The sequence below is a fragment of the Sneathiella sedimenti genome (assembly GCF_017313765.1).
In the GTDB taxonomy this organism is placed as follows: Bacteria; Pseudomonadota; Alphaproteobacteria; order Sneathiellales; family Sneathiellaceae; genus Sneathiella; species Sneathiella sedimenti.
Map to the genome: position 1 here is coordinate 455,084 of NZ_JAFLNC010000001.1, position 17,253 is coordinate 472,336.

Sequence of the window (17,253 nt, forward strand, 5' to 3'; positions counted from 1 at the left end):
CTGAATATTCTCCAGCCTGTCAGCCCATCGCATCCAGTAGTTGCTGAAGATGATCACGATTTTCAGCAGCGCGGCGGCGAGTTTCATCATCCTTCGCGTCTTCCTCGTCCTCGCGGGCGTCCTGGATACGCTGCTCCAGGTCGGGGCGATCAAGATCTGCAATATAAATCGCTTCTTCCGCAAGAACCGTCAGTTTGTCATTCGCAACTTCAGCAAAGCCGCCGTTGACAAAAATGCGCTCTTTTTCTGTATCCCCGTCATAGATGCTAATGACACCGGGACGCAAGGAAGAGGTGATCGGAGAATGACCAGCCAGAACGCCGAAATCCCCTTCGGCGCCCGGCAATACGACCATTTCAAACTCATCCGAAAGCAGGAGCTTTTCGGGAGATACCAGATCCATGGTGATCATGTCGGTCATTTCAATACTCCTTCAGGCGGCAATGATTAGGCAGCTTCCGCAGCCAGTTTCTTCGCCTTCTCAAGCACTTCTTCGATACCACCGCACATATAGAAGGCAGCTTCCGGCAGTTCGTCATATTCACCAGCGCAGATCTTCTCGAATGCGTCGAGAGTGTCTTCGAGTTTCACGAATTTACCTGGAGACCCAGTGAAGACTTCAGCCACATGGAACGGCTGGCTGAGGAAACGCTGGATCTTACGCGCACGGGCAACGATCAGCTTATCTTCTTCCGAAAGCTCGTCCATACCCAGAATAGCGATAATATCCTGCAGGGATTTATAGGTCTGCAGTGTTTCCTGTACTTCACGAGCAATACGGTAATGACGATCACCAACAACCGCCGGATCGAGCATACGAGACGTTGAGTCGAGCGGATCAACAGCCGGGTAAATACCAAGCTCTGCGATCTGACGGGACAGAACGGTGGTCGCGTCCAGATGGGCAAACGAAGTTGCCGGCGCCGGGTCAGTCAAGTCGTCGGCCGGAACGTAAATGGCCTGCACCGATGTAATCGAGCCCTTGTTGGTTGAGGTAATACGTTCCTGCAGCGCACCCATGTCGGTAGCCAGTGTGGGCTGATAACCCACAGCGGAAGGAATACGTCCCAAGAGGGCGGACACTTCCGAACCGGCCTGTGTGAAGCGGAAAATGTTATCGATAAAGAACAGCACGTCCTGACCCTCGACGTCACGGAAATATTCCGCCTGCGTCAGACCGGACAGAGCAACACGCATACGCGCTCCGGGAGGCTCGTTCATCTGACCATAGACAAGCGCAACTTTTGATTTGTCGCCTTCCAGGTCAATAATGCCGCCTTCGATCATTTCGTAGTAAAGGTCGTTACCTTCACGAGTACGTTCACCGACACCCGCAAACACTGAATAACCACCGTGGCCCATGGCAACGTTGTTGATCAGCTCCATGATAAGAACTGTCTTACCAACACCGGCACCGCCGAAGAGGCCAATTTTACCACCTTTCGCGTATGGCGCGAGAAGGTCAACAACCTTAATGCCCGTCACGAGAATTTCAGCTTCAGTCGACTGATCCGCGAAATCAGGTGCATTGGCGTGAATGGGGGCTGTTGTTTTTGTCTTGATCGGGCCGCGCTCATCGACGGCCTCACCCACAACGTTCATGATGCGGCCAAGCGTTTCCGGTCCAACCGGCATACGGATGGCATCGCCCGTATCCGTAACTTCCTGACCACGAACCAGACCTTCGGTCGCGTCCATGGCGATTGTCCGAACAGTATTCTCGCCCAGATGCTGCGCTACTTCCAACACCAACCGCTGTCCGTTATTTTCACAATGCAGAGCGTTCAAGATTTTGGGCAGTTCCCCATCAAATTGTACGTCCACGACGGCGCCCAATACCTGGGTGATTTTGCCGACATTATTAGCCATTTTCATGCTCCCTACAGGGTCACTTCAGTTCTTAACAGTCGATGGGAAAACTAGAGAGCTTCCGCACCGGAGATAATTTCAATCAGTTCACTCGTAATCGCCGCCTGACGTTCACGGTTATATTGCAAGGTCAATTTATCGATCATTTCCCCTGCATTGCGCGTGGCGTTTTCCATAGCTGACATCCGGGCTCCTTGCTCGGAGGCAGAATTTTCCAACAGCGCCCGGAACACCTGAACCGAAAGATTTCGCGGCAACAATTCCGCCAAAATTTCTTCTTCGTCCGGTTCATATTCGTAGACGACGTCACTTGCTTCATCGTCGGTAGCTTCCGGAATGGACGCAGGGATAATCTGCTGCGCCGTCACTTCCTGGGTCAACACCGAGACGAATTTCGCATAGAATATTGTACAGACATCAAACTCATCTGCATCAAACATCGCCAGTACACGCTGCGCAATTGGCTGCGCATCATCGAAGCTGATGCGCTTGGATCCGGAAAGATCCACCAAACCAATAATCAGATGTCCGTATTTGCGTTTCAGTGCATCACGGCCCTTCTTGCCCACACAAAGAACTTTGACATCCTTGCCCTGGGCAATCAGTTTATCAATTCTTTGTCCGGCGGCCTTGGAGATGGAGTTGTTAAAACCACCGCACAATCCACGTTCGCCGGTTGCGACAACAATCAAGTGCCGTTGATCAGAACCGGTTCCGGCAAGCAGCTTCGGTGCATCATCGCGCCCGACCATGCCGGATGCGAGCGATGCCATCATATTATCCATACGCTCGGCATACGGCCGGGCGGCATTTGCCGCCTCTTCCGCATGACGCAGCTTGGCCGCCGCCACCATTTTCATGGCTTTAGTGATCTTTTGCGTTGAAGTAACGCTGCTGATCCGGTTTTTGAGTTCCTTAAGGTTCGCCATGTTCCGGCTACCCCTTTCTTAAGCTCAATCTTTACGCAAATGTCTTCGAGAAGCTGCTCAGAATTTCGCTCAGCTTCGTTTCGCTTTCCTGCGACAGCGCGCCTTCTTTCAGGATCGTATCGAGAAGATCCTGATGCTTGGCATGCATTTCCGACAGGAATTGCTTTTCAAAGTCGCCGATCTGGCCGACTTCGATGCTATCAAGATAGCCCCGTACACCGGCGAAAATCACAACAACCTGCTCTTCCATGGTCAGCGGGCTGTACTGTGGCTGTTTCAGCAGTTCCGTCAAACGGGCACCACGAGCCAGCAGCTTCTGCGTCGCTGCGTCAAGGTCAGAACCGAACTGCGCGAAGGCAGCCATTTCACGATACTGCGCCAGTTCCAGCTTAATTGAACCGGCAACCTGCTTCATCGCTTTCGTCTGAGCAGAAGAGCCCACACGAGACACCGACAGACCCACGTTAATTGCGGGACGAATGCCCTGGTAGAACAGTTCTGTTTCGAGGAAGATCTGACCGTCTGTAATCGAGATAACGTTTGTCGGGATATAGGCCGACACGTCACCGGCCTGGGTTTCAATAACCGGCAATGCGGTCATGGACCCGGAACCATTTTCCTCGTTTAGCTTTGCAGACCGCTCCAGAAGACGGGAGTGGAGGTAGAAAACGTCGCCCGGATATGCTTCACGTCCAGGAGGACGACGGAGCAGAAGGGACATCTGACGATAAGCAACTGCCTGCTTGGAAAGATCATCATAGATGATCAGAGAGTGCATGCCGTTATCGCGGAAATATTCAGCCATGGCGCAACCGGTAAAGGGTGCAAGATACTGAAGCGGCGCCGGGTCAGAAGCGGTAGCTGCAACCACGATGGAATACTCCAACGCGCCGTTTTCTTCCAATGTCTTCACAACCTGCGCAACAGTGGAGCGTTTCTGCCCAATCACGACATAGACGCAATAGAGCTTCTTGCTTTCATCACCAGACGCATTAACAGATTTCTGGTTGAGGATTGCGTCAACTGCGACCGCCGTCTTACCGGTCTGGCGGTCACCAATGATCAGCTCACGCTGGCCTCGACCGACTGGCACAAGACTGTCAATTGCCTTAAGGCCCGTCATCATCGGTTCATGCACCGATTTACGCGGCATGATACCCGGAGCCTTAACGTCAACACGGCGGGTTTCTGTTGCCTCGATCGGGCCTTTACCGTCAATCGGATTGCCGAGACCGTCAACAACACGACCCAACAGGCCTTTGCCGACACCGGTTTCAACAATCGCGCCCGTCCGCTTCACCGTGTCACCTTCACGAATGTCACGGTCGGAACCGAAAATCACGACACCGACGTTGTCGGTTTCAAGGTTCAGGGCCAGACCCTTAATACCGCCCGGGAACTCGACCATTTCACCGGCCTGAATATTGTCCAGGCCATATACGCGGGCCACACCGTCACCGACGGAGAGCACCTGGCCAACCTCTGAGACTTCAGCTTGCGTGTCAAAACCCGCAATCTGTTGTTTAAGAATTTCGGAAATTTCTGCGGCGCGGATGTCCATCACCCAACCCCTTTCATCGCAAACTTAAGATTCTGAAGTTTAGTCCGGATCGAATTATCGACCATACGTGAACCAACCTTTATTACCAGGCCCCCGATCAGGCTCTCATCGACATCCGATTCGAGACTGACATCACTGCCGATGGCAGATTTAAGAGCCGCTGACACAGCGTTTAGCTGACTTTCACTGAGTTTCTTAGCCGAACTGACACGGGCGACAACCTCGCCACGCTCAGCTGCGAGCAGTTGATTGTAGGCCCCGATCATACCAGCCAGCGCAAAAAGCCGGCGGTTCTGCGCGACGGTTCCAACGAACCGGCGCACCAGATCGCCAACCCCAAGCTTCTCAAGGACGGCCCCCATGGCACGAGCTTGATCAGCACGGCTGATAATCGGGCTTTTGACAAGACGGGCGAGATCTTTATTCTCTTCCATCATTGAGTTGATTGTCGCCAGATCACTGGCGACGGCATCGAGTTCTTTGGCCGATACAGCCAAATCAAACAGAGCCGTTGCATAACGACCCGCGATACCGGAAACTGTTATGTTCTCAGCTGACAAGAAACGATCCCCAGGCCTGAAAAAAGACGTGAAATACGTCCGACAAAAATGAAATCCCCCTCCCGTATGGGCACCCTTCCAGGTCCCCATCGTCAAGGCACGGGGTTATTAGCACAGGGAAATCCGGGTGGCAATATGCTGCACACCAGTTTATTCACCAAAATTTCCGTTTTACGGGTCAGGTATCTAAAAAATCCCGATTTTACATGAAATTATACGGGTCTATATCTATCTGCAGCCTGATATTATTCGGCACTTTACGCCCTTGCAGCCATTTTCCGAGAACAGACTGAATTGGAATGTCTTTCGTACATTTCACCAAAAATCGGTAGCGATGGCGTCCCCGGATCATGGAAAGCGGCGCCGGTGCCGGCCCGAGCACCGTAATTTTCTCCCCCATCGGCGCCTGTCTTGCCAGCTCGGAGGCAAAACCGGCAACTGATTCGGCATTCGTACCGGATAATATCACCGCCGCCAGACGGCCATATGGCGGCATTCCGGCGCTTTCGCGGCCTGCCGCCTCTAGCTTGAAAAACGCCTCCCCTTCCTGACGCGCGATTGCTTCAATAACAGGATGCTCCGGCAAATAGGATTGCAGAAACACCGTACCTGAGCTGGATTCGCGCCCCGCCCGCCCGGTGACCTGCGACAACAGCTGGTAAGTTCGCTCAGATGCTCTCAAGTCCCCGCCCGCGAGTCCAAGATCCGCGTCGACAATGCCAACAAGCGTCAGATTTGCGAAGTGATATCCCTTCGCAACAATCTGGGTCCCGATCAGTATTTCAATCTCGCCGCGCTCCATCGCCGCAACAAATTCTGCCGCGGCGCGCGGACTTGAAATCGTGTCACTTGCCATCATCGCGATACGACGGCCTGGAAATAGAGCCTCCGCTTCCTCGACCAGCCGCTCGATACCCGGCCCGCATGCCTTAAAACTCTCCTCGGCGCCACATTCGCTGCAGCATTTAGGCAGCGCGGAAGTAAATCCACAATGATGGCATTGCAACCGCTTCATCAGGCGGTGTTCCACCAACCACGCGCTGCAATGCGGGCATTGCAGCCGATGACCACATGTATCGCACAGGGTGAGGGGTGCATAGCCGCGCCGGTTCAGGAACAACATCACCTGTTGCCCCATGGAGAGTGTTTCTTCCATCGCCTCACGAAGCGGGTCTGATATCCAGCGCTGCGACCCGAGCTTGTGCTCCTTCAGGTCGACGATATTGACATTGGGAAGAGTGGCGCCGCCATAGCGGGACGGCAGCTTGAGATATTCATATTTTCCGTTGCGGGCATTTATCAGACTTTCAAGCGACGGCGTGGCTGACGCAAGTACAACCGGGCAGCCCCCTATTTTTCCCCGCACCACGGCCATATCCCTCGCGTTATAAGGGACACCTTCATCCTGCTTGAAGGAGGATTCATGTTCCTCATCCACGACGATGAGACCGAGTTTCGAAAAAGGCAGGAACAGAGCCGACCTCGCGCCCACAACAATATCAGCCCGCCCGTCGATGACCGCGCGCCAGTTGCGGCGGCGGATCGACTGACTGAGATCCGAATGCCACTCCACCGGCCGCGCGCCAAACCGATCTTCGAATCGGGCGAGCCATTGCGCCGTCAAGGCTATCTCCGGCAACAGCACCAAAGCCTGCCGACCCTCCTTCAAGCAGGCCGCGATAGCTTCAAAGTAAACTTCGGTCTTACCCGATCCCGTCACGCCTTCAAGAAGCGCAACATGGTAGCTGTCTTCCGCGACAAATGAAGTAAGTGCCGTTGCTGCTGTATCCTGATCCGGGGAAAGGTCAAACGCGGCATGTTGCCAGTTCGCTGGTTGCAGAGGGGCCTCCGCAGGCAGGTTCACCGTTTCCAGGACGCCCTTGACGGCAAGCCCCTTGATAACAGAAGTACTCACCCCAGCAATTGCCGCAAGATCGGTTGCTGTTTGCGCCCCTCCCTCCGAAACGACGTCAAGCACCCGTTGCCGCGCCGCCGTAATCTTTTCCGGCAGCTCTCCGGTAAAGCGATATCCGGTGCGCGGGGCTTTCGGATAAAGGGCGTCGGGTACGCTCATCGCCATACGGAGAACCCGGCCGCGTCGCTGCATGGTATATTGGGAAACCCAGTCGATAAACTTGAGGCTTTCCGGCGGGAGTTTCGCACAAGGCAGAACAGAAAGGATATCCTTCATACGTTCTTCGGCGAGGACGGAGTTGATTGCCTCTTCCCAGACCACGCCGACTACCTCTCTCTTGCCAAGAGGAACAGTTACAAAATGACCGATTTCAATGTTAAGAGAGTCCGGCGCGCGATAGTCATATACATCCCCGATTGAGAGAGGCAGAAGAACACGAACGCGACGATGTTTATTTGTGCTACTCATATCTATGCGATAGACTATTCTGGCATTTCGAACCAGTGATTAGCATCAGGATTAAAGAATTACCTATGAAATTTTTTGTTGATACAGCGGATACAGAAGAAATCCGCGAGCTTGCCGAAACCGGTCTTCTCGATGGTGTCACAACCAACCCATCCCTTATCGCAAAATCCGGCCGCGATTTTTTCGAGGTCATAAAGGAGATTTGCGAACTGATCGATGGGCCGGTAAGCGCCGAAGTGGCTGCGACCGAATATCCAGCAATGCTGGAAGAAGGCAAAAAGCTGGCAGGACTTGCGGAAAATATCGCCGTTAAAGTTCCGCTGACCATGGCCGGACTTAAAACCTGCGCGGAACTCAGCCGTGCAGGCACACAGGTGAACGTCACGCTTTGCTTCTCCGCTGCCCAGGCCATCCTGGCCGCCAAAGCCGGAGCTACCTTTATCTCCCCCTTTGTCGGGCGCCTTGATGATATTGGCCAGACCGGCATGGACCTCATCGGCAATATCGTCCAGATTTACAATAATTATCCGGACCTGAATACTGAGGTCCTTGTCGCCTCTATCCGCAATCCGACTCATATTGTGGACGCCGCTCTAATGGGCGCAGATGTATGTACCATTCCACCCGCCGTTCTAAAGCAGCTTGTCTCGCATCCGCTTACAGACAAGGGGCTTGCGGCCTTCCTTGCGGATTGGGAGAAAACAGGTCAGACTATCCTTGGTTAACTGTCGAGAAGTGAGTAGATTTGGTGACGGAAATATCAGATAAGAAAGCCAGTGCCGGCGAGGAGGTCGCTCCCCAGTTGACGGAGGACGATGTACGCAACTGGCTGATCGATCATCCTGACTTCCTGACACATAATGCCGACCTGCTGACTACGGTGATTCCCCCGGAACGTGTTTCGGGGGACGGCGTTATCGACATGCAGTCCTTCCTCGTAAGTCGCCTGCAAAAAGAGGTGACTTACCTTACCGCCCTGCAGGACGATTTCGTCGAAGCCGCACGGAACAATATGCATACGCAGGACATGGTCCATGCTTCCATTCAGGCGGTATTGGGTGCCTCCAGTCTCGCACATTTTGTTCATATCCTGACCCAGGACCTGCCGGAACTTCTTGAAATCGACGTCATTACCCTTTGCGTGGAAGACGGCCCGATCCCGCTTCCGGACATGACAGGCCTGCAACGCCTCAAACCGGGAAGTATTGACCGTGCCCCGTGGCGGGGACATGCCATCCTTTTGCGCCCGGAAGCGCCGAAATCAAAAGCCATTTTCGGCCCGGCCAAGGATCTTGTTCATTCTGATGCCCTGATAAAACTTGACGTGCCTTCCCTTCATGCCCAAGCAATGGTCGCATTTGGCAGCCGGCAGGACGGCCATTTTCGTGAAGACCAGGCAACAGACCTCCTTCGGTTTCTGGCCATCGTTATTCAATCCTGCCTGCAAATGTGGCTGGAGCAGAAGCCGGCGTAGCCATGCCCTCCCGCCCTACTCTCACTGTTGCCTTTGGAAACTGGATAGACTGGCTAGTCCACGAGAGAAGAGCAAGCCAGCACACCGTTCAAGCCTATGAACGGGATATGCGGGACTTCCTGGCGTTTATTACCGGCCATATCGGCAAGGAACCAGACCTGAGCGATCTTGAGAACCTGCGTGCTGCTGATTTCCGCGCCTATCTCGCGCATCGGCGCCAGGAAGGCTTGACGGCCACCTCCTTGCGCCGCGTCCTCTCCTCGATCCGGAGTTTTTTCAAACGACAGGAGCGGGATGGGCATTTACATAACCCGTATCTTAAAACCTTGCGTACCCCGAAGGCTGGAACAAAATTGCCCCGCCCGCTTTCCGCTGTCGATACCAAGAAGTTGCTGGCAGATGCCCCAAATCCGCAGGAGGCGAACTGGGTTCGTCATCGGGATCTAGCGGTTCTCACATTGCTGTACGGATGCGGCTTGCGTATTGGTGAGGCTCTTTCTCTCAATTTCAATGCCCGACCAACCGGTGAATTCATGACGGTCATCGGCAAAGGAAACAAGGAGCGCATGGTGCCAGTCTTACCCGCTGTCCGCGATGCGCTCACTCTTTATATCAAGGAGTGTCCGTTTTCACTGAAGGGAGCCGGCCCGCTCTTCGTCGGGCGCCGTGGCAAAAGGCTCAATGCGCGGAATATACAGCTGAAAATGCAGGCGCTACGCCGCAACCTGGGTCTACCTGAAACAGCAACGCCACATGCGCTGCGTCACAGCTTCGCCAGTCACCTGCTGGCTGGTGGCGGCGATTTAAGGTCGATCCAGGATTTGCTCGGTCATGCGTCCCTTTCGTCCACTCAACGCTATACCGATCTGGATACGGAAAAACTGCTGGCTGTGTATGACAAGGCGCATCCCAAGGCTTGAACGCGCTATTTCTTTGTCAGCCGAAGGGCGAAGGGGCCAAGCAAGGTTATCGCCCCCATGGAGATAAACATCAAGCCCCAGCCCATGGTTGAGTCCGGCCCACCCGCCTGATCAAGGACGATTCCTGCAACCACGGGACCTATCATGCCACCACCAAATCCGAGGAAACTATGTACGGCCATGGTCGCACCCCGAAGGTCGGCAGGTGCACTGCTAACCGCACCAGCGGTAAGGGACGACGAATCCGCCGTAATCATAATGCCGTAGAGAGCCGCCATCGCGACAACAAATGCGAACGGCATGTTTGCTGTAAAACCTATCGTAAAGGAAAAGGCGAGACAGCAAATCATGATCAAAGTGATCGACCGTTGCCGTCCTATTTTCAATGACAACTCGTTCCCGAGAACACTTGATGGAAGACCAAGAAACACCGCTGCCGCCGTAATGACGGAAACATCCATCCATCCGGGCGCATCGGTCAGGGCATGCGAGTAGGCAAGAAAGGCGAGCATGAAGGACCGCATCGCCACAAGTTCCCATGTGTGGCACACGTAAGCCAGGACATAGCCCATACTGAAGCGGTTGGTTATCACCGGGGCATAATTAAAGATCTGCGACCAGGGCCTGGGCGCTAAAAGCGGCTTGGACGAGGTCGCAAGAAAAATGATCGCCATGGCAATCGGTGGGCCGGCGATTACCGAAATTAACGCCATTTCCCAACCCAGCCACAGATCAACCTGGCCAACGAGCAGAAAGGAGACAGCGGAGCCCGTCGAAAAACTCGCAGTATAGAAAGCAATGGCGCGTGACTGATCACCGGTCGGCAGCCGATCTGTAAGCAGTTTCAGGCCCGGCATGTAAGTGCAGCCAAGCCCGGCGCCAGAGATAAAACGCCACGGCAAAGAGGAATAAAATCCATCCGCATGGAAGGCAAACCCATAGGCACCTAAGAGTGCCAACAGACATCCTGCGAGAAAGACCTGACGCGCATCAAGGCGATCGGTCAGCGACGTCGCGAAAGGTCCAACAATTGTAAAGCCGAAGAAAAAGGCCGCATTTACCCAGCCCGCATCTTCCCCCGACATTTGCCAGTGATCAAAAAAGAAGGGGGTTAATGCGGGAAAAGTGGCGAAGGACGACATCGCCACGATTTCGGCAATGCAAATTGCCAGCGTCAGCCGGGGTCCCGTAACGGCCGCAGTCATAATTTAGGCCGGAGCGGTCTGCGCCATTGACGGACGGGCAACGAAACCCTCATACCATTTAGTCAGCTTCGGCCGGCCATTTCGCCATTTTTCATCCCCAAACCGGAAATCATGGTAACCAAGCGCGCAACCAACTGCGATAGTACCAATATTAACTTTATCGCCGTAGCTTTCGGCTTGCTTTTCCATCTCATTCAGGCAGCTTTCCATGGAAAGCTTAAGGCGAGCGCTCCAGCTGGGAGAGCCTTCTCCTTCCGGCAGGATACTGTCCACGCGCCGCTGATAAGCCGCATCCGTCATGCCGTTTGCCATTTCATGAAGAGTCAATACCTGCCACCGCTCAGACCCAGCCGCAGGAAACAACGACGGGCCGCTCCCGATGCTGTCGAGATACTCGCAAATCACAAAAGAATCAAAAAGAACATCCCCGTTCTCCAGCGTCAGGCTGGGCACCTTGCCAAGGGGATTCGCCGGATTGATGCCTTTGAACATGTCACTATGGTCGGAATCGACAATTTCGATTTTATCCATCAGATTGTGTTCAATTGCCGCAACTCTGACTTTGCGAACAAAGGGAGAGAGGGCGCTATAACAGAGCTTCATGACGTCTCCTTGGGGATATAGATATTAATAAAAGAGGGGCTGGAAATCCCAGCCCCTCATTGTGATGACTTATTTAGAGGAACGTCAACTATTTATTGTGCGTCCGGCAACCGCCAGCGCGGCTTCCTTGACGGCTTCGTTGAGTGTTGGATGTGCATGACAGGTCCGAGCAATATCTTCGGCAGACGCGCCGAATTCCATTGCCAGAACACATTCATGAATAACGGTTCCGGCATCCGGGCCAATTATATGAACCCCAAGGACCTTGTCGGTTTTCTTGTCAGCCAGAATTTTTACGAAACCATCTGTAAAACCGTTGGCGCGCGCACGGCTGTTCGCCATGAAGGGCACCTTGCCAACATTATACTCGACCTTGTCCTCTTTCAGCTGTTCTTCCGTCTTGCCGACCGTCGCAACTTCCGGCCAAGTGTAAATTACGCCTGGAATAGTGTTGTAATCGATATGTGGCTTTTGTCCGGCGAGTTTCTCGACGCAGACGACGCCTTCGTCTTCTGCCTTGTGGGCCAGCATCGGACCATCGATCACGTCACCGATAGCGTAGATTCCGTCCACACTGGACTTGAAACTACTGTCGACAACAATACGCCCTGCTTTATCCGTCTCAACCCCCAGATCGTCGAGACCAAGTCCTTCCGTATAGGGTCGACGGCCAATCGCTACCAGGACAATATCTGCCTTGAGCGTTTCTTCATCTCCGCCTTTTGCGGGCTCCATCGTCAGGGTAACCGCGGTTTTCGTCTTTTTCGCACCGGTTACCTTTTTGCCAAGCATGAAATTAATGCCCTGCTTTTTCAGGATCCGCTGGGTATTTTTAGCGACCTCATTATCCGTACCGGGCAGAATGCGATCCAAAAACTCGACAACCGTGACTTCCGCGCCCAATCGTCGCCAGACGGTTCCAAGTTCTAAACCGATCACGCCAGCACCAATAACGATAAGCTTCTTTGGAACCTTTGCCAGCTCAAGCGCGCCGGTGGAGGATACGATCTGCTTTTCATCAATCTCAACATTGGGAAGAGGCGTTACCTCGGATCCCGTCGCGATCAGGATATTCTTCGCCTTCAGGGTTTTTGCATCATCCCCGGTCACTTCAATCCGGCCGCCACCCTGCAATGTTGCAGCGCCTTTGACATAGGTAACCTTGTTTTTTTTGAATAGAAATTCAATGCCCTGCGTCAGCCCCTGGACTGTGGCATCCTTCTGCCCCATCATTTTCTTCAAATCGAGCTTGAGGGAGCCGACCGATATGCCACGGTCCTCGAAACTGTGCTGCGCTTCTTCGTATAATTCGGACGATTGGAGCAGTGCTTTGGAAGGGATACATCCGACATTCAGGCAAACACCGCCTAATGATCCACGCTTTTCAACGCAGGCTGTCTTCATACCGAGCTGTGCAGCCCGAATAGCGGCCGTATAGCCGCCCGGGCCACCGCCCACAACGACCAGATCGAATGTTTCGTCGCTCATTTTATTCCTCGCATTCTTTTGGAATGATTACAGGTCCAGCAACAATCGCTGCGGATCCTCAAGGGCGTCTTTCACACGAACCAGAAACGTCACGGCTTCCTTGCCATCAATAATTCTGTGGTCGTAGGTTAGCGCCAGATACATCATTGGGCGGACCTTGATCTCACCCTTGATTACCATCGGCCGCTCCTGGATCTTATGCATACCAAGAACTGCTGCCTGCGGCGGGTTGAGGATCGGTGACGACATCAGGGAGCCGTAAACCCCACCGTTAGTGATGGTAAATGTACCACCCTGCAGATCAGCCATGCTGAGTTTGCCGTCCCGTGCCTTCTTGCCAAGTTCCGCAATGCCTTTTTCTACTGCAGCGAAGCTGAGCTTATCGGCGTCGCGCAACACGGGCACCACAAGACCGGAATCCGTGCCCACCGCGATGCCCATATTATAATAGTTCTTGTAAACCAAGTCATCGCCATCGATTTCTGCATTCACTGCCGGAGTTTCCTGCAGGGCAGCAATACAGGCCTTCGTGAAAAACGACATGAAGCCGAGTTTTACGCCATGTTTTTTCTGGAAAAGCTCCTTGTATTCAGCTCTCAAATCCAACATGGCCGACATATCCACCTCATTGTAGGTGGTCAGCATCGCGGCTGTATTCTGCGCATCTTTCAACCGCGCAGCAATGCTCTTGCGCAGCCGTGTCATTTTCACGCGTTCTTCACGTGCCTCTTCTGCGCGTGGTCCTGACGGAGCGGCAGGTGCCGGTGCTGCCGGCGCAGCGGCAGGCGCGGCATCAGATGCAGGAGCCGTCGGAGAGGCGCCCCCGTTTTCGAGAGCTTCCAGAACGTCACCCTTGGTGATCCGGCCATCCTTGCCCGTTCCGCGAATCTTGCCGGTATCTAGATTGTTCTCGTCAATCAGCTTTTGCGCTGCCGGCAATACCTCAACTTTCGCCGACGATGCTGGGGACTCTGCCGGCGCAGGTTCAGACTTAGAAGCCGGAGCAGGAGTGGTCGCCGGTTTCTCGGCAACCTCTTCTTTTGCTGCTTCCTTTTTCTCTTCCGGCGCGCTTCCGGTTGCGCCTTCCGCGATTTGACCCAACAAGGCGCCTACTTCAACGTCTTCGCCTTCGGCAACGATAATTTCTTCCAGGCGTCCTGCTTCTGAAGCGTTGACCTCAAGCGTGACCTTATCCGTCTCAAGCTCCAGGAGCGGTTCATCCTTAGCAACTGATTCACCAACTTTCTTGAACCATTGACCAACCGTTGCCTCAGTTACAGATTCCCCAAGCACGGGAACACGAATTTCAACCGTCATGATGTGACTTTCCTATTCAGATTTGACGCCAAGCGCGTCATCTACCAATGCTGCTTGCTCAAGATTATGCTTCTTGAGAAGTCCCGTCGCCGTCGCGGCAGATTCCTTCCGGCCTGCATATCGTGGACGCGACACCTTCTTCATTTTCAAATCCTTGAATACTTTTTCAAGATGCGGCTCAACGAAAGTCCACGCCCCCATATTCTTGGGTTCTTCCTGACACCAGACCACTTCCTCGACATGAGTAAAGTTCTGCATTTCCTGTTCCAACGCCTGATACGGGAACGGATAGAGCTGCTCCAGCCTCAAGAAATAGGTATCTTTCAGACCCAATTCCTGTCTGCGCGCATAAAGGTCATAATAGACTTTTCCTGAACAAAGCACGACGCGCTTCACATCCTTGTCCGCGCATAATTTTTCGTTGTCATAAAGGACGCGGTGGAACGTGGAGCCCGGACCCATATCTTCAAATGTTGACACCGCCTGCTTATGTCGCAGTAGCGATTTCGGCGTCATAATCACGAGAGGTTTCCGAAACTTGCGATGGATCTGCCGGCGCAAGACATGGAAATAGTTCGCCGGTGTTGTGCAGTTCACGACCTGCCAGTTATCTTCCGCAGACTGTTGCAGATACCGCTCCAGCCGTGCCGACGAGTGTTCCGGCCCCTGCCCCTCATAACCATGTGGCAGCAGCATGACCAAACCGCTCATCCGGAGCCATTTGGATTCACCACTCGAAATGAACTGATCGATAATAACTTGCGCACCGTTGGCAAAATCACCGAATTGGGCTTCCCATAGGACCAGAGCTCTCGGCTCGGCGAGTGAATATCCATACTCATACCCGAGCACAGCCGCCTCAGACAGCAGACTGTCAATCACTTCAAAATGAGCCTGGTCGTCACTCAGATTATCCAACGGAATATACCGATCTTCCGTCACCTGATCGACAATAACGGAATGCCGTTGGGAGAAAGTTCCCCGGCCACAATCCTGACCCGAGAGTCGAACCGGCACTTTTTCCTTCAGCAACGATCCGAATGCGAGCGCCTCAGCCGTCGCCCAATCGATATTTTCACCGCTTTCGATCATCTTCTTCTTGGCTTTAAGAATACGCTGAAGCGTCCGGTGAACATTGTGACCTTCCGGAATTTCCGTAAGTTTCCGGCCAATTTCTTTGAGTTCCTCAATTGGAACCGCTGTGCTGCCGCGCCGCGCGCCATCATCAGCGCGCTCAAAACCCTGCCAGCGCCCTTCAAACCAGTCCGCCTTATTCGGCTTGAAGCTGTTAGCCGTCTCAAACTGCTTTTCAAGATAATCCTTGAATTCAGCGATCCAGCCTTCGACCTCTTTCTCGGTCGTCACACCTTCCGCGATGAGTTTCTTCGCGTAAATCTGCATGGTCGTCGGATGCTGGGCGATCGTGCGATACATGAGCGGCTGTGTGAAGGCCGGCTCATCCCCTTCGTTATGACCATGGCGCCGATAGCAGAACATATCGATGACAACGTCAATCTGGAAAAGTTGCCGGAACTCGGTCGCGATCTTTGCCACATGGCAAACCGCCTCCGGATCATCGCCGTTCACATGGAAAATCGGCGCCTGCACCATCTTCCCGACATCGGAAGGATAGGGGCTGGAGCGGGAATATTTCGGACTGGTCGTGAACCCGATCTGGTTATTGACAACAAAATGAATGGTACCCGAAGTACGATAACCCTTCAGCTCCGACAGCCCAAAGCATTCAGCGACAATACCCTGACCTGCGAATGCCGCGTCGCCATGCATCAACAGCGGCATGACCTTGCCGCCCACATCCGGGCCAATCTGGGCCTGCTTGGCACGCGCCTTGCCTAGAACAACGGGGTTCACGGCTTCCAGATGCGACGGGTTGGCCGTCAGGGACATATGAACGTTATTGCCGTCAAATTCCCGATCCGAAGAAGTACCCAGGTGGTACTTCACGTCGCCAGAACCTTCGACATCTTCGGGGTTGGCAGGATTTCCCTGAAACTCCGAGAACACGGCCCTGAAGGGCTTGGCCATCACGTTAGTCAACACGTTGAGCCGGCCGCGATGAGGCATGCCGAGGACAATTTCCTGTACCCCAAGCTGACCGCCGCGTTTAATGATCCCTTCCATTGCCGGGATCAGAGATTCCCCGCCATCGAGACCAAAGCGCTTCGTGCCGGTATATTTCACATTCAGAAAATGTTCGAACCCTTCGGTTTCGATCAGTTTGCGCAGGATGGCAATTTTACCTTCCTTGGTGAATGAGATTTCCTTGTGACGACCTTCGATGCGCTCCTGAATCCAGGCCTTCTGGTCAGGTTCCTGGATATGCATGAATTCAACGCCGATTGTCGAACAATAGGTCCGTTTGACAATAGCAAGAATTTCGCGAATGCTTCCAGTTTCCAGACCCAGTACGTTGTCGAGAAAGATCGGCCGGTCCCAGTCTTTTTCCGTAAAGCCGTAGGTAGCCGGATTGAGTTCCGGATGTTCCTTCGGGATTTCAAGTCCGAGCGGATCAAGATTAGCCTTCAAATGGCCGCGCACCCGGTACGACCGGATCAACATCAGCGCGCGGATGGTATCAATGGCGGCGGACCGGATATCTTCCTGACTTGCGCCCGCTTCAACCGCGCGTTCTGTTGCCCGATTTGCCGCATCCCCGAGAATTTCATATTCATCCTCGGGTTCGATACCATTTGTTGGTGTCCACGGGGCCCCGCGGGTTTCGGCAACAACCGTGCCTGCATCATCTCCCAGCGAGCCAAAATACTGTTGCCAGCTGGTATCTACGGAAGAAGGATCATCAAGATAGCGCGCGTATAGTTGCTCAATGAAACCGGCGTTGGATCCAAAGAGGAAAGAAGAGTTTTCCAGTTGCTGAGACATTTCCTGTAATTGGGCGGGACTACACCCGCCCCCTTAAGAGCCT

The 17,253-nt window shown here is 53.7% G+C and carries 14 protein-coding genes; 3 read left to right on the top strand and 11 right to left on the bottom strand.

The window, feature by feature from the left end; all coding sequences use genetic code 11:
* Positions 1-19: 19 nt before the first annotated feature.
* The 6 genes from J0X12_RS02225 to J0X12_RS02250 all read right to left on the bottom strand — a co-directional run bounded on the left by J0X12_RS02225 (position 20) and on the right by J0X12_RS02250 (position 7,302).
* Positions 20-421 carry a F0F1 ATP synthase subunit epsilon gene (locus J0X12_RS02225; protein WP_207041639.1) on the bottom strand — a complete coding sequence of 134 codons (402 nt, stop codon included), beginning with the start codon at positions 419-421 and terminating at the stop codon, positions 20-22.
* Between the two features lie 26 nt (positions 422-447).
* Positions 448-1,869, bottom strand: coding sequence for a F0F1 ATP synthase subunit beta (gene atpD / locus J0X12_RS02230; protein WP_207041640.1), 1,422 nt, complete (start codon positions 1,867-1,869; stop codon positions 448-450).
* A gap of 50 nt (positions 1,870-1,919) precedes the next feature.
* On the bottom strand, positions 1,920-2,798 hold the full coding sequence (locus J0X12_RS02235; RefSeq protein WP_207041641.1) for a F0F1 ATP synthase subunit gamma: 879 nt from the start codon (positions 2,796-2,798) through the stop codon (positions 1,920-1,922).
* A gap of 31 nt (positions 2,799-2,829) precedes the next feature.
* A complete protein-coding gene (gene atpA, locus J0X12_RS02240) occupies positions 2,830-4,359 on the bottom strand; it encodes a F0F1 ATP synthase subunit alpha (protein ID WP_207041642.1) in 1,530 nt (509 codons plus the stop codon).
* The gene (locus J0X12_RS02245) at positions 4,359-4,919 is read right to left on the bottom strand and encodes a F0F1 ATP synthase subunit delta (RefSeq protein ID WP_207041644.1); all 561 of its coding nucleotides are present in this window, start codon (positions 4,917-4,919) and stop codon (positions 4,359-4,361) included. Before J0X12_RS02245 ends, atpA begins: the two co-directional genes overlap by 1 nt.
* 202 nt (positions 4,920-5,121) lie before the next feature.
* A complete protein-coding gene (locus J0X12_RS02250; protein WP_207041646.1) occupies positions 5,122-7,302 on the bottom strand; it encodes a primosomal protein N' in 2,181 nt (726 codons plus the stop codon).
* 65 nt (positions 7,303-7,367) lie between these two features.
* Here J0X12_RS02250 and fsa point away from each other — a divergent pair, with 65 nt between their 5' ends.
* From fsa to J0X12_RS02265, 3 genes are read left to right on the top strand one after another with little or no spacing between them, the layout of a single operon-like run.
* The gene (gene fsa, locus J0X12_RS02255; RefSeq protein ID WP_207041649.1) at positions 7,368-8,027 is read left to right on the top strand and encodes a fructose-6-phosphate aldolase; all 660 of its coding nucleotides are present in this window, start codon (positions 7,368-7,370) and stop codon (positions 8,025-8,027) included.
* 23 nt (positions 8,028-8,050) lie between these two features.
* Positions 8,051-8,776 (top strand): DUF484 family protein, encoded by a 726-nt coding sequence (locus J0X12_RS02260; RefSeq protein WP_207041651.1) that lies wholly within the window; start codon positions 8,051-8,053, stop codon positions 8,774-8,776.
* A gap of 2 nt (positions 8,777-8,778) precedes the next feature.
* Positions 8,779-9,696: a tyrosine recombinase XerC gene (locus J0X12_RS02265; RefSeq protein ID WP_207041652.1), complete on the top strand. Its 918-nt coding sequence runs from the start codon at positions 8,779-8,781 to the stop codon at positions 9,694-9,696.
* Between the two features lie 5 nt (positions 9,697-9,701).
* Here the strand turns inward: J0X12_RS02265 and J0X12_RS02270 are convergent, their stop codons facing one another.
* The 5 genes from J0X12_RS02270 to J0X12_RS02290 all read right to left on the bottom strand — a co-directional run bounded on the left by J0X12_RS02270 (position 9,702) and on the right by J0X12_RS02290 (position 17,210).
* Positions 9,702-10,901 carry an MFS transporter gene (locus tag J0X12_RS02270; protein ID WP_207041653.1) on the bottom strand — a complete coding sequence of 400 codons (1,200 nt, stop codon included), beginning with the start codon at positions 10,899-10,901 and terminating at the stop codon, positions 9,702-9,704.
* Between the two features lie 3 nt (positions 10,902-10,904).
* Positions 10,905-11,504, bottom strand: a complete 600-nt coding sequence (locus tag J0X12_RS02275; RefSeq protein WP_207041654.1) for a glutathione S-transferase family protein — start codon at positions 11,502-11,504, stop codon at positions 10,905-10,907.
* A gap of 84 nt (positions 11,505-11,588) precedes the next feature.
* Positions 11,589-12,992, bottom strand: a complete 1,404-nt coding sequence (gene lpdA, locus J0X12_RS02280; protein WP_207041655.1) for a dihydrolipoyl dehydrogenase — start codon at positions 12,990-12,992, stop codon at positions 11,589-11,591.
* Positions 12,993-13,019: 27 nt separating this feature from the next.
* Positions 13,020-14,309, bottom strand: a complete 1,290-nt coding sequence (gene odhB / locus J0X12_RS02285) for a 2-oxoglutarate dehydrogenase complex dihydrolipoyllysine-residue succinyltransferase (RefSeq protein WP_207041656.1) — start codon at positions 14,307-14,309, stop codon at positions 13,020-13,022.
* 12 nt (positions 14,310-14,321) lie between these two features.
* Positions 14,322-17,210 (bottom strand): 2-oxoglutarate dehydrogenase E1 component, encoded by a 2,889-nt coding sequence (locus J0X12_RS02290; protein WP_207041657.1) that lies wholly within the window; start codon positions 17,208-17,210, stop codon positions 14,322-14,324.
* Positions 17,211-17,253 lie beyond the last annotated feature (43 nt).

What these genes read in the sequence shown, in the direction of transcription:
- J0X12_RS02225 (WP_207041639.1), bottom strand. Translation starts at nt 421, where the DNA reads ATGACCGACATGATCACCATGGATCTGGTATCTCCCGAAAAGCTCCTG.
- atpD (WP_207041640.1), bottom strand. Translation starts at nt 1,869, where the DNA reads ATGGCTAATAATGTCGGCAAAATCACCCAGGTATTGGGCGCCGTCGTG.
- J0X12_RS02235 (WP_207041641.1), bottom strand. Translation starts at nt 2,798, where the DNA reads ATGGCGAACCTTAAGGAACTCAAAAACCGGATCAGCAGCGTTACTTCA.
- atpA (WP_207041642.1), bottom strand. Translation starts at nt 4,359, where the DNA reads ATGGACATCCGCGCCGCAGAAATTTCCGAAATTCTTAAACAACAGATT.
- J0X12_RS02250 (WP_207041646.1), bottom strand. Translation starts at nt 7,302, where the DNA reads ATGAGTAGCACAAATAAACATCGTCGCGTTCGTGTTCTTCTGCCTCTC.
- fsa (WP_207041649.1), top strand. Translation starts at nt 7,368, where the DNA reads ATGAAATTTTTTGTTGATACAGCGGATACAGAAGAAATCCGCGAGCTT.
- J0X12_RS02265 (WP_207041652.1), top strand. Translation starts at nt 8,779, where the DNA reads ATGCCCTCCCGCCCTACTCTCACTGTTGCCTTTGGAAACTGGATAGAC.
- J0X12_RS02270 (WP_207041653.1), bottom strand. Translation starts at nt 10,901, where the DNA reads ATGACTGCGGCCGTTACGGGACCCCGGCTGACGCTGGCAATTTGCATT.
- J0X12_RS02275 (WP_207041654.1), bottom strand. Translation starts at nt 11,504, where the DNA reads ATGAAGCTCTGTTATAGCGCCCTCTCTCCCTTTGTTCGCAAAGTCAGA.
- lpdA (WP_207041655.1), bottom strand. Translation starts at nt 12,992, where the DNA reads ATGAGCGACGAAACATTCGATCTGGTCGTTGTGGGCGGTGGCCCGGGC.
- odhB (WP_207041656.1), bottom strand. Translation starts at nt 14,309, where the DNA reads ATGACGGTTGAAATTCGTGTTCCCGTGCTTGGGGAATCTGTAACTGAG.
- J0X12_RS02290 (WP_207041657.1), bottom strand. Translation starts at nt 17,210, where the DNA reads ATGTCTCAGCAACTGGAAAACTCTTCTTTCCTCTTTGGATCCAACGCC.